General features: G+C 42.0%; 10 protein-coding genes and 1 riboswitch. Of the genes, 8 read left to right on the top strand and 2 right to left on the bottom strand.

The window, feature by feature from the left end:
• Nucleotides 1-12: 12 nt before the first annotated feature.
• The 7 genes from WMO37_RS07945 (at nucleotide 13) to WMO37_RS07975 (ending at nucleotide 5,904) form a co-directional block, all read left to right on the top strand.
• Nucleotides 13-627, top strand: coding sequence for an epoxyqueuosine reductase QueH (locus WMO37_RS07945; protein ID WP_349154753.1), 615 nt, complete (start codon nucleotides 13-15; stop codon nucleotides 625-627).
• A 93-nt stretch (nucleotides 628-720) separates the two neighbouring features.
• Nucleotides 721-1,332: a hypothetical protein gene (locus WMO37_RS07950; protein ID WP_349154754.1), complete on the top strand. Its 612-nt coding sequence runs from the start codon at nucleotides 721-723 to the stop codon at nucleotides 1,330-1,332.
• A 3-nt stretch (nucleotides 1,333-1,335) separates the two neighbouring features.
• A complete protein-coding gene (locus WMO37_RS07955) occupies nucleotides 1,336-2,016 on the top strand; it encodes a hypothetical protein (protein WP_022431703.1) in 681 nt (226 codons plus the stop codon).
• Nucleotides 2,017-2,136: 120 nt separating this feature from the next.
• A riboswitch (THF riboswitch) is annotated at nucleotides 2,137-2,235 on the top strand.
• Nucleotides 2,236-2,307: 72 nt separating this feature from the next.
• Nucleotides 2,308-2,880, top strand: coding sequence for a folate family ECF transporter S component (locus tag WMO37_RS07960; protein ID WP_022431704.1), 573 nt, complete (start codon nucleotides 2,308-2,310; stop codon nucleotides 2,878-2,880).
• 169 nt (nucleotides 2,881-3,049) lie between these two features.
• The gene (yfcE, locus tag WMO37_RS07965) at nucleotides 3,050-3,589 is read left to right on the top strand and encodes a phosphodiesterase (protein WP_022431705.1); all 540 of its coding nucleotides are present in this window, start codon (nucleotides 3,050-3,052) and stop codon (nucleotides 3,587-3,589) included.
• Nucleotides 3,590-3,697: 108 nt separating this feature from the next.
• Nucleotides 3,698-4,102, top strand: a complete 405-nt coding sequence (locus WMO37_RS07970) for a hypothetical protein (RefSeq protein ID WP_349154755.1) — start codon at nucleotides 3,698-3,700, stop codon at nucleotides 4,100-4,102.
• A gap of 107 nt (nucleotides 4,103-4,209) precedes the next feature.
• Nucleotides 4,210-5,904 (top strand): S8 family peptidase, encoded by a 1,695-nt coding sequence (locus WMO37_RS07975; RefSeq protein WP_349154756.1) that lies wholly within the window; start codon nucleotides 4,210-4,212, stop codon nucleotides 5,902-5,904.
• Nucleotides 5,905-5,997: 93 nt separating this feature from the next.
• Here the strand turns inward: WMO37_RS07975 and fucO are convergent, their stop codons facing one another.
• Both fucO and WMO37_RS07985 read right to left on the bottom strand, forming a co-directional pair.
• Nucleotides 5,998-7,146: a lactaldehyde reductase gene (gene fucO / locus WMO37_RS07980; protein ID WP_022431708.1), complete on the bottom strand. Its 1,149-nt coding sequence runs from the start codon at nucleotides 7,144-7,146 to the stop codon at nucleotides 5,998-6,000.
• A 63-nt stretch (nucleotides 7,147-7,209) separates the two neighbouring features.
• Complete coding sequence (locus WMO37_RS07985) at nucleotides 7,210-8,886, bottom strand: bifunctional diguanylate cyclase/phosphodiesterase (protein WP_022431709.1); 1,677 nt, start codon at nucleotides 8,884-8,886, stop codon at nucleotides 7,210-7,212.
• A gap of 322 nt (nucleotides 8,887-9,208) precedes the next feature.
• On the opposite strand from WMO37_RS07985, the gene WMO37_RS07990 reads away from it, so the two are divergent.
• Nucleotides 9,209-11,896: a calcium-translocating P-type ATPase, PMCA-type gene (locus WMO37_RS07990; RefSeq protein WP_349154757.1), complete on the top strand. Its 2,688-nt coding sequence runs from the start codon at nucleotides 9,209-9,211 to the stop codon at nucleotides 11,894-11,896.
• Nucleotides 11,897-12,229 lie beyond the last annotated feature (333 nt).

Raw genomic sequence — 12,229 nt, forward strand, 5'->3', positions numbered from 1 at the left:
ACGGAGTAAGAAATGGCAGTCCCATTTGAAAACAGAAATTTTCAGAAAGAACTGGAAAAAAAGTTACAGGAATTACAGCAACAGGACGTAAAACATCTTTTACTGCACAGCTGTTGTGCACCGTGCAGCAGTTATGTGATTGAATATCTTTCACGATATTTTCAGATTACGGTGTTTTATTACAATCCGAATATCTCTGCGGAAGAAGAATATCGCAAGCGTGTTCTCGAACAGCAGCGTTTTATCAAAGAATTTCCGGCAAAGTATCCGGTTGATTTTGTCGAAGGTGATTATGAGCCAAGGGTCTTTTTTGATACGGTGAAAGGATACGAACAGTGTAAGGAGGGCGGCGAGCGGTGCTTTTTGTGCTATGAGCTGCGCCTAAAAAAGACGGCGCAGCTGGCGGCAGAAAAAGGATATGACTATTTTACAACCACGCTTACTATCAGTCCGTTAAAAAACAGTGTGAAACTCAATGAAATCGGACTGCGGCTCGGAGAAGAATACGGCGTGCCGTATCTGCTGTCGGACTTTAAAAAGAAAGAGGGCTATAAGCGCTCCATTGAGCTGTCAAAAGAGTATGGTCTGTACCGTCAGAATTATTGCGGATGTGCGTATTCCCGTTGATTTTTCACCGGAAAATGTTATATACTAAAGAGTAGAAAAACCGGATATTCATCATGGAAAACCGCCGGAAAACGGCAGAAATGAGGTATGATTATGGCAAAAAAATTTGCAAAGACATTAGTGGGAATCGGTGCGGCAGCAGTTGCCGGAAAAGTTGCTTACGATAAGTACAAGACCGTAAAGGAAGCTTTTACAAAAGAGGAAAATGAAAGCGTAGATGCAGAAGTTAAAAAGTACAATGCTATTTTTGAAAAGAAAGTTGTAGAAGTAGAAGATGAAGAATTTTCAGGCTGTGAAATTAAGACCGTCGGTGCAAAGGCAGTGCTTGATTTAGGTCTGGCAGTTTTTGAAAAAGACGTTTATATTAACTTTAACAGTACGGCAAGTACACTCACAATTATTCTGCCGGAAGGTGTGAATGTGGCATGTGATATTGAAAAGAGCGTCAGCAGTGTGAAAAATCTTGTGGATAACGTCGACGAGGAAGGAATCCATACGGTATATGTCATCGGTAAGGCGGTTGGCAGCAGTATCGAGATTATTCCTGTGAACTTCTATATGGATGATGACGATGATTTTGAAGATACTGATGAAGATATTTTTGTAGATGAAGACAAACAGGAAGCTGCAGCAGAGAAAGAAGCGTTACAGCCATCAGAAGATGGCGAAGCAGACGACAAGCTGGATATTGAAGAAGTTGAATAACCGATGAAGTACAGGGATAAAATCATTGCATATTTAGATACGATAGAGCCGGGGACAGTTTTAAACCTCAACGGACTGTATGAGAAGCAGTTTTATAAGATGTCGCAGGCGGCATTCTTTAAGGCAATGGAGCGGCTGGTGACAGACGGGATTTTACTGCGTGCCGCAAAGGGCATGTATGTCAAAGCCGGCTCGCCAAAGGAAGCACAGGAAGCCGTGTTAAATTACTACTTCGGAGAGAATAACGACAATGGAATGTACATCGGGTATCATTTGTATCACAAGTATGGAATCACGGAAGAAAAAAGTGATGTTGTCGAACTCTATTCCAATAAAATGACAAAGCAGACGGCAAATATCGGCAATATTCATGTGAAAAGAACAACGATTGTATTAAACTATGAGAATACAAGAGTGGTGGAAGCACTGGAGATTTTAGAACATTTTGATGAAATCGAAGGCTTAAACAAACACAAATTTGCACGGTATGCCAGACAGTTTGCAACCGGTTATCAGGATGCGGCGGCAGTCTACGTCATTGAGAATATGAAGTATAAAAAGCGCACGGTTGCGTTTATGAAGAAGATTCTGGATATGTATAAAATGGAAAATTCACTGGGACAGTTTATCAGTTTTGCCACGCGTTACCGGCTTCCGGCAGTACAGCGGGTTGCAAAGTTATAGTCGGCATGATGGCAGCTTTGCCGTGGTATTCTGTAAAAAAATGAATTTAGGGCTTTACAACAGTAAAATATGTGTATATAATACGTGTTATTGCGAGAGCAATAAAAATAAAACATAAGAAGCAGAGTAGGACTGTGCGCGTTAAGTGCCGGATGAACAGGGAGTTGTCATCCGGACGAAAAGAAAGATCTTGCGGTGCACAATCCGCATCCCGCTGCTACATAAATATACATATATATATCGTGTACCTCTTTATGTAGAGCGAAGGCTACTGCAAAGGAGGTATTTTTTATGACAACATTTTTACAAAACTTCAAGGATTCTTCACAGGAATTCAAAAACGTCAGGTCACTGGTAACAGCCGCACTGCTGATTGCACTGCATACGGTTTTAGCGTACTTTGTATCGTTTCAGGTGACACCGTCCCTGCGTATTTCCGTTTCGTTTCTGGCAAATGTCGTAACGGGTGCAATGTTCGGACCGGTTGTGGGCTTTATCTGCGGCGGTGTGGGTGACATTGTGCAGTTTGTCATTAAACCGACAGGACCGTATTTCTGGGGCTGGACAATCAATGCAGCACTTGCGGGACTGATTTATGGCGCATTTTTATACAAGAAGTTCCCAAGAAAAGGGAAAGTATTTGACATTGCCTTTTTTATCCGTGTCGTACTGGTGCTGGTAATTGACACACTGCTTGTCAATGTCCTTTTGGGAACATACTGGGTTCATGTGATGTACGGAAAAGGATTTGCATTTTATCTGACGACACGCTTTATGAAAAATATCATTCAGCTGCCGGTAAATATTATCCTCACCTACTATGTCCTGTATTTTGTAAGGGTTATTAAAGAAAAAATAGAATAGTCAAAAGCGGAAAAGAGATTAGTGTGAAAAATAACGCTGATGCGCTTATTTTTCACACGGCTATTTGTTTCTGAGCGAAAACAAATAGCCATGATTGCAGATGAGAAATCGCCTGCGCGAATTTCTCATCGCAACTTCACGACAAAGTCGCTCAGAAATGAGGATTATTATGAAAAAAATTATGATTGCATCGGATATTCACGGCTCAGCATATTATTGCAGACAGCTGCTTGAGCGTTATAAGGAAGAAAAAGCAGAACGCCTGATTCTTTTAGGAGATATTTTATATCATGGTCCGAGAAATGACCTGCCAAAGGAATATGCACCAAAGGAAGTGATTGCAATGCTTAATCCGCTGCGCAATGAAATCCTTTGTGTCCGTGGTAACTGTGATACGGAAGTTGATCAGATGGTACTCGATTTTAATGTATTATGTGAACAGGCATTTGTCGATGTGAATGGAAAAACACTGGTACTGGCACACGGACACAAGCTGGACGAGAAAAATATTCCGGCGTTAAAAGAAGGAGATTATCTGGTATGCGGTCATACACACATTCCAAAGTGCGAAAAGCGCGGTGATTACACCTATATTAATCCGGGTTCTGTGTCTATTCCAAAAGAAGGAAGCGCACACAGCTATGTTATTTTAGAAGATCAATTTTACTGGAAAGACCTTGACGGAAATGTTTATATGACTGAAAGATAATCTACACAATAATTTATACTTTATTAATTGATTTTGTGGATAAGTATGATACAGTAGATATAGTGAAATGATAAAGAAAGGGCGCTGTTTACCGGCGCGTGTACTGCAATGGAAAGATGGAAAGAACGGATGGCACGGTTTATGATTGGCCGTTACGGCATGGACCAGCTGTCTAAGATGGTAAATTATATCAGCTTTGCTTTATTGATTCTTACTTTATTTACACATAGTATGCTGCTGTATATCCTGGCTGTGGGAGGAATTGTATATTCCTACTACCGTGCATTTTCAAGAAATATTTCAAAACGTTACAGTGAAAATCAGGCGTATTTAAAGGTGAAATACGATGTGTTAAAACGGTTCAATCAGTGGAAGATGCGTATAAAGGACAGCAAGACCCACCGCATTTTTAAATGCCCAAGCTGTTCCCAGAAAATCAGAGTGCCGCGCGGCAAAGGCAAAATTCTGATTAAGTGTCCGAAATGCCGGATTGAATTTACAAGAAAATCATAGATTGAAACAATAAAATTGCCAGAACAGTCTGTGACAAAAAGCATATAATAAAAGAAAAGCAAGAAAGCTGCTGTGCATAGGTGCATAGCAGCTTTTTTAGGAGCAAAATGGCAGACCAGAAACTTGAAAACCTGTTAAATATCAGCCTGCAGGCGACGAAGGAGGAACGGGAAAAGTCAGAAGAACTCGGCATCGGATATGACCCGGAGCAAAATACATGGGAGCTGATTGTGCGCTATACGGGCAGCTTAGACGGGCTGAGAATACGCTATCCGCAGATTCGGATACGGGAACTGTTAAACCAATATGCAGTGCTTATTGTGCCGGAAACGCTGGTAGATGCAGTTTCGCAGGAAACGGTCATAGAGTATGTCGAAAAACCCAAACAGCTGTATTTTGAATTACAGGCAGGCAAAGCTGCATCCTGTATCAATGCAGTACAGCAGGGGATGAATAATCCGTTTGGACTTTTCGGAAAAGGAACGATTGTTGCCGTGATTGATACCGGTATCCGCGCAGAAAGCATGGAATTCCGCAATGCGGACGGCAGTACACGCATTTTAAATATATGGGACCAGACAACCGGAACCGAGTATGACAGAAGCCAGATTGATGAAGCTTTGCAAAATGAAACAAAAGATACAGCAGGTATTCCCGGAGCGGATGTATTAGGACACGGTACACAGGTTGCTGCGATTGCCTGCGGCAGCAGCGGTGTGGCAGCTCAGGCGGACATTCTGGTAGTAAAACTGGGACTTGCGGCTAAGAACGGATTTCCACGTACGACACAGTTAATGGAAGCACTGGATTATGTAGTCAGGAAAGCGATAGATTACGGGAAACCGCTTGCGGTCAACATCAGTTTTGGCAACAATTACGGGGACCATACCGGTAGTTCTCTGTTAGAAAATTTTATTAATGATATTGCAGACAGCTGGAAATGTTCTATCTGCATCGGGAGCGGCAATGAGGGGCTGGGAGCAGTCCATACAGGCGGAACGCTGACAGAAGATATGGAAGAAACGGTTGAGCTTGCTGTCAGCAGTTATGAAACGGGACTTAGTATCCAGATATGGAAAGATTACTGGGACGATATTGCCGTGGAAATCATTGCGCCGTCCGGCAGAAATCTGGGGCGGATTCAGGAGAACAGCCGTGTCAGCCGGATCCGTTATAAAGATATGGAACTGCTTACATATTTTGGAGAACCTTCGCCGTTTAGGATTCGTCAGGAAATTTATATTGATATGATTCCACAGACAGTATATATACAATCCGGATTGTGGAAACTCAGGCTGATTCCGCGTTCTATCCGGAACGGACGATATGATATGTGGCTGCCGGCACAGGGCGCGCTAAACTTTGGGACGGGATTTACAAGCCCTGACAGTGCATCGACATTTACCATTCCGTCTGCGGCGGCAAAAGCAGTGACAGTGGGGGCGTATGATGCGGGAACGGGCAGTGCGGCTCCGTTTTCGGGGCGGGGTTATATCGTGGAAATCGGTGGAAGCCTGATGGTAAAGCCGGAGCTTGCAGCACCCGGTGTTAATGTGCTTGTACCGTCGGTATCCGGCATGGCACGTGTGAGTGGAACGTCCTATGCCACACCTTTTGTAACAGGCAGTGCGGCACTTTTAATGGAATGGGGCATTGTGCGTGGCAATGATGCATTTCTTTATGGTGAAAAATTAAAGGCATATCTGATTAAAGGGGCAGAACCGCTGGCGGGAGCAGCAGTGCCTGATACACAGACAGGCTGGGGAAGACTGTGTCTGAAAAACAGTCTTCCCCAGGCATAAAAGACATAATAATCAAGATATAATATCCGGGAACTAAAAAAGTGGCGTACCACAGTAAGAAGCTGTAGTGCGCCACTTTTTTAATATGTGCTTTTAAATTAAGGATTCATACAGTTCTGTAATATCAGCAACACTGGTTTCCTTTGGGTTGCCCGGACGGCATGCATCATCATAAGCAGACTGTGCAAGGAAAGGAATATCCTCTTTCTTTACAATATCTTTTAAGTTTTCAGGGATACCAACATCCTTTGCGAGCTTCTTAACAGCATCAACAGCAGCTTTGCGGTATTCTTCCTGAGTCATGGATTCAGTTCCTTCTACACCCATAGCCTGTGCGATATATTTATACTTATCACCGGTTGCTTCTGCGTTATATTCCATAACAGTCGGAAGAATAATTGCATTTGCGATACCGTGCGGTGTATCATATAATGCACCGAGTGGGTGTGCCATGGAATGTACAATACCAAGACCGACGTTTGAGAAGCCCATGCCTGCGACATACTGACCGAGTGCCATGCCTTCCCTGCCTTCCGGTGTGTTATCAACGGCACCGCGCAGAGAGCGGGAAATGATTTCGATAGCCTTTAAGTGGAACATATCGGATAATTCCCATGCACCGGCAGTAATATAACCTTCAATGGCATGTGTGAGGGCATCCATACCGGTTGCGGCAGTTAAGCCCTTTGGCATAGAAGACATCATATCCGGATCAATAAAGGCAACAACCGGAATGTCATGTGGGTCTACGCACACCATTTTACGGTTCTTTTCTGCATCAGTAATAACATAGTTAATCGTAACTTCGGCAGCAGTACCGGCAGTCGTAGGAACTGCAAAAATAGGAACAGCCTTATTTTTTGTATCAGCAACGCCCTCTAAGCTGCGTACATCAGCAAATTCAGGGTTTTTAATGATAATACCGATGGCTTTAGCTGTATCCATAGAAGAACCGCCGCCGATTGCTACGATATAATCAGCGCCGGAAGCTTTGAATGCTTCTACACCGGTCTGTACATTTTCAATCGTTGGATTCGGTTTAATGTTAGAGTACAATTCATAAGGAAGTCCGGCGCCGTCTAATACGTCCAATACCTTTTTTGTAACACCGAATTTTACCAAATCCGGGTCAGAGCATACAAAAGCTTTTTTAAAAGAACGTCCTTTTGCTTCATCTGCAATGCTTTTGATTGCACCTGCACCATGATAAGAAGTTTCGTTGAGAATAAATCTGTTTGCCATAATAAAGTCCTCTCTTTCTGTTAAAACTTATATAACATCCTTTTGCTTTTAAGAAATGCAGTTTCAGGCACTGCATTTTGCAACAAAGTCATCGTGAAACTGTTTGTAAGGACAAGGACGTCCGAAGAAGAAGCCCTGACTGTAGTCGGGACCGACCTGTTGGAGGCGGATACGTTCTTCTTCTGTTTCAATGCCCTCTACACAAAGTTTCAAATCCAGATGATGTACCATGTCGCTCATTAAAGACAAGAGGTTGTAATCATATTCATTTGACAGTGCCTTTGCAGTAAAGGAACGGTCAATTTTAATAATGTCCGGTTTTAATTCATACAGATAGTGAAAATTAGAATAACCGGTACCAAAATCATCTAATGCAAGACGGATGCCTTCGGATTTTAAAGAACCCCACAGGCTTGTAAAGCGCGGGTCGGATTCCAGCAGTCCGCTTTCTGTTAATTCAATTACGACATTAGCCGGGTTGACTTCAAATTCTTCAATGGCAGCAGCAATTTCACTGATAATGTCACTTTTCATAATTTGAATATAAGAAACATTAATGCTGATCTGAAAATTTGGAATTACCCGCTGGATTTTTTTACCGCAGGCAAGTGCCTGACGCATAATCCATCGTCCTGCCGGAATAATCAGCCCGGTTTCTTCCAGAATCGGAATAAATTCGGCAGGGGAAATCATGCCAAGTTCTGCACAGTGGAAACGCATTAAGGTTTCAGCACCGTACAAAGTGTTGTCTTCAGCGTGAAACAGTGGCTGAAAGTAAGCTTCAAAACCTTCAAAGTGATTTAAAATAGACTGGCGCAGAATTTTTGTAATCTGTTTTTTACGCAGAAAATTTTCATAATCCTTTGAAGTGAAAATTTTGTAACGGTTTTTGCCGTTGCGTTTTGCTTCATTTAAGGCAAATTCTGAAATCTTCATAATATTGGAATAAGACTTTTCCCAGACATCTGCACAATTTAAAATGCCGCCGGAAATTGTAAATACAACTTCATAGTGGTTATCTTCCACAAACTGCTGGAGCTGCTGGCGGATCCGTACATACAAAGCGCAGGCTTCATCGACAGTGCCACCCATAAAATCCACAATGACAAATTCATCTGCGACAATCCGGTAGAGCATCTGACCGGGTTTGATACAGGAAGAAATACACTGTGCGGTCTTTTTTAAGACCATATCGCCGTATTCTGTACCGAATTTTTCATTAATTTCCTTAAAATCATCAAGACCGAGCCGCAGCAGATATCCGGATGGAAAGGCTGCATAATAATCCTCCAGATAAGAGCGGAGACTGGATTCGCCTAAAAGACCGCTGACATCATCGGCTTTTTGTCTGCCTCCGATTTCATTAATACAGCCAATCATATAGTGCGGAACATTCTTTTCATGTACAATATATCCACGGCAGTTAATCCATACAGGCTGCCCTTTTTTATCAATCCAGCGGTACTGCATATTGTGAAAATCTTTTCTGCCTGCAATCAAATCATTCAAATCGGTCTGTAATGCCGCAAGGTCAGGGGCATAGACAAAATGCCGGTGATTTTCAATGACATTGTGAAAAGCAGTTCCCGGAATCGGAAAACGTTCCGCTGCGTGAGGGGAAATATAATAATAGTCATTTGTAAAATCATATACATATAAATGATCATCAATGCAGGGGTTTAATAAATCAATGACTGTACAAATTTGTTCAACAGTCATATCAGGCGATGAATGTTCCATAATAAGCGGCCTCCCTATAGCTAAGCTAGTATAGTTTTATAAATGTCTTTACTAAAGATGATTATATGCCATATTGTTAGACAATGCAATGAGAAAAAGGGACTTTTTGTTAAAATAGACTGAAAAATGTTGAATAAATAGAAATTTACATCACTTTTACATAAAGCACACATAAGTAAAAAGTGTGTGAATTTAAAAAATTAAAAATACATTAAAACAAATAAAAAATGGAATAATGGGTTGAAGTTTAAAACGAAATCTAGTATCTTACTATAAATAAGAAGTTATTAACAGGCATACAAAATCAGGAGGAACATTATTTATGAAATTCAGTGGACTGACAGATCGGGAAGTTGAACATTCCAGACAGCAGTATGGGTCAAATGCAATACCGGATTCACAACCAACGACATTTTGGGAAGCGTTTAAAGAGACTTTTGGCGACCCGATGATTCGGATTCTGCTGATTATCGCAGGATTGATGATTGTTATGTGGGTACTTGGATATGCAGATATTTATGAGCCTGCGGGAACGATTGTGGCAGTATTAATTGTAGCATTTGTTTCGGCAAAGACCAGTGTGGCAAGTGATACAAAGTACAGGGAATTAAAAGGCAGTACAAAAAAGGATCAGTGTAAGGTCTACAGAAATGGTGTCATTACAGTATTTGATGTCGAAGACGTGGTTGTGGGTGACAAGATTCTTTTGCAGTCCGGGGATAAGATTCCTGCAGACGGGGTGTTGCTGTCCGGCAGTCTGCGTGTAGATAATTCTGCATTAAACGGAGAAGCGGAGGAATGTAAAAAAGAGGCAGCAGATGGCAGCACTGCATTTCCGGAGGACATTACAGGCGATACATTTGTCGATGAACATTCACTGTTTCGCGGTGCGGTCGTATTTGATGGCGAAGGAGTGTTGGATGTCCGCAAAGTCGGCTTAAAGACAATGATGGGGAAAATGGCAGAGGAAATGCAGGAGGATGAACCGGATTCTCCGTTAAAGGTCAAGCTTGGAAAGCTGGCAAATCAGATTTCGCGCTTCGGTTATATTGGCGCAGTTGTCATTGCAGTGCTTTATCTGGTACATTTTATAATTCTTGCAGGCGGGGCGTCTGCATTTTTTGCAATGGGATTTGAAGCGGTGTTTACAAAAATTGTAGAAGCCGTTTCGCTGGCAGTTGTTATTATTGTATGTGCCGTGCCGGAAGGTCTGCCATTGATGATTTCACTGGTACTGATGCAGAATACCAGTAAAATGTTAGACCATAATGTATTGGTAAGAAAAGCTGAAGGGATTGAAACAGCAGGGTCTTTAAATATTCTGTTTAGTGATAAGACAGGGACAATTACAAAGGGAAGTCTTGAAGTCGTGGAATTTTTCACGGCGGACGGAAAAACCATTCCAATAGATGAATTGAGCCGTCACAGTAAGGTAAAAGGCTACGTAGACCTTGCAATCGGCAAAAATACACAGGCAATGTTTGACAGCCGTCATCAGGTTATCGGCGGTAATGCGACCGATCAGGCGCTGATGAAATTTATCGGTGAAAATACATTCCGCGCATTTCAGGAAGATAAGGATTGTCAGGTAACGGCATTTCAGGGCTTTAATTCCAAAAATAAATTCAGCCAGGCAAGAGTGGAAAGCTTCGGCAAGACTTTTTATAAGGGTGCACCGGAGCGTCTGCTTGCAAAGGCAGAAAAGTATCTGGATGCAGAAGGCACGGTTTGTCCGTTAGATCATGCCGCATTAAATGCAAAAATCGATGAATTGGCAGCAAAAGCAATGCGTGTACTGGCATTTGGGTATTCCGGGCGTGAACTCAAAGAAAATGAAATTCAGGATGATGTTGTTCTGATTGGCCTGGTGGGAATCCGCGATGATGTAAGAAGTGAGGCAAAAGAGGCTATCCGGGAAGTACAGGAAGCCGGTATACAGGTTGTCATGATTACAGGCGACAGACTGGAAACGGCAGTCGCCATTGCAAAAGATGCGGGACTTTTACAAAATCCGGAAGATAAGGCAATTTCATCTGCCCAGTTAAATAAAATGTCTGACGAAGAAGTGAAGCGTATGATACCGCATATCCGCGTAATTGCCCGTGCACTGCCAACAGATAAATCCAGAATGGTGCGGCTGTGTCAGGAAATGAATCTTGTTGTCGGCATGACGGGGGACGGTGTCAATGACTCTCCGGCGTTAAAGCGGGCAGATGTCGGCTTTGCCATGGGAAGTGGTACAGAAGCTGCCAAAGAAGCCGGAAAAATTGTAATATTAGATGACAATTTCAAATCTATTAAGGATGCCATCTGGTATGGAAGAACAATTTATCACAATATTTTAAAGTTCTGCCGTTTTCAGCTTGTGATTAATATGGCGGCGGTGATTATCAGTGCCGTTGCTCCATTTTTTGGAGTAGAAGAGCCGTTAAAGGTGACACATCTTTTGTTTGTCAACCTTGTTATGGACGGACTGGGGGCGATGATGCTCGGAAATGAACCGGCGCTTGAAAAATATTTAAAGGAAAAACCGCGCCGCCGCGATGAAAGTATTGTCAGCCCACAGATGATGATACAAATCGGAGTAATGGGAGTGTGGCTGGTTGTTATCAGTTTCTTATATTTAAAACTGCCGTTTTTTAAGCAGTTATTTGCAGTAGACGGACAGTATAATGTGTTGGCACAGCAGCAGCATTTAACAGGATATTTTGTATTGTTTATACTTAGTGCGTTATTTAATGGATTTAATGTCCGTGATGACGGTTTTGGAATATTTAAACGATTAAAGGAAAATCCGGATTTCTTAAAGGTTTTCTTTATCATTATTGCGGTTCAGGCATGCATCGTCAATGCAAAAAGAGTACCATTTGTGGTATTTGACTGGATTGGCAGTATGTTTAGCTGTGTACCGTTTAGCATGAAAGGCTGGATTGTGGTTGTTCTGCTTGCAATGACCATGATACCGGTAGATTTGCTCCGGAAATGTATTCAGAATACAAAGAACAGATAAAATTAAGAAAAAATGGCGGAAAGTCCGGAAAATAAAAATAGTGAAAACACACTGTTTATGCGGCTTCCCGCCGTTTTTTTTACAATAAGAGGAAATAAAAAAAGAAAAAAATCAAAAAAAGTTGAAAAATGGTGTTGACAAATACCAGACCGGGTGCTATTATAATCAAGTCGCCGCGAGCGAGGGCAACAAAAACAGCCCACAGCGGTAACGAAATAAAACAAATCAACAACGACTTTTAAGCCGGTATTGATAAATGAACATTGATAACTGAACAGTAAAACAACCCTGAAAATTCTTTGAAATTTTCAATTTACGAACTGACAGGAAGTA

Source organism: Lachnospira intestinalis (assembly GCF_040095895.1).
GTDB lineage: Bacteria > Bacillota > Clostridia > Lachnospirales > Lachnospiraceae > Lachnospira > Lachnospira intestinalis.

What these genes read in the sequence shown, in the direction of transcription:
- WMO37_RS07945 (WP_349154753.1), top strand. Translation starts at nt 13, where the DNA reads ATGGCAGTCCCATTTGAAAACAGAAATTTTCAGAAAGAACTGGAAAAA.
- WMO37_RS07950 (WP_349154754.1), top strand. Translation starts at nt 721, where the DNA reads ATGGCAAAAAAATTTGCAAAGACATTAGTGGGAATCGGTGCGGCAGCA.
- WMO37_RS07955 (WP_022431703.1), top strand. Translation starts at nt 1,336, where the DNA reads ATGAAGTACAGGGATAAAATCATTGCATATTTAGATACGATAGAGCCG.
- WMO37_RS07960 (WP_022431704.1), top strand. Translation starts at nt 2,308, where the DNA reads ATGACAACATTTTTACAAAACTTCAAGGATTCTTCACAGGAATTCAAA.
- yfcE (WP_022431705.1), top strand. Translation starts at nt 3,050, where the DNA reads ATGAAAAAAATTATGATTGCATCGGATATTCACGGCTCAGCATATTAT.
- WMO37_RS07970 (WP_349154755.1), top strand. Translation starts at nt 3,698, where the DNA reads ATGGAAAGATGGAAAGAACGGATGGCACGGTTTATGATTGGCCGTTAC.
- WMO37_RS07975 (WP_349154756.1), top strand. Translation starts at nt 4,210, where the DNA reads ATGGCAGACCAGAAACTTGAAAACCTGTTAAATATCAGCCTGCAGGCG.
- fucO (WP_022431708.1), bottom strand. Translation starts at nt 7,146, where the DNA reads ATGGCAAACAGATTTATTCTCAACGAAACTTCTTATCATGGTGCAGGT.
- WMO37_RS07985 (WP_022431709.1), bottom strand. Translation starts at nt 8,886, where the DNA reads ATGGAACATTCATCGCCTGATATGACTGTTGAACAAATTTGTACAGTC.
- WMO37_RS07990 (WP_349154757.1), top strand. Translation starts at nt 9,209, where the DNA reads ATGAAATTCAGTGGACTGACAGATCGGGAAGTTGAACATTCCAGACAG.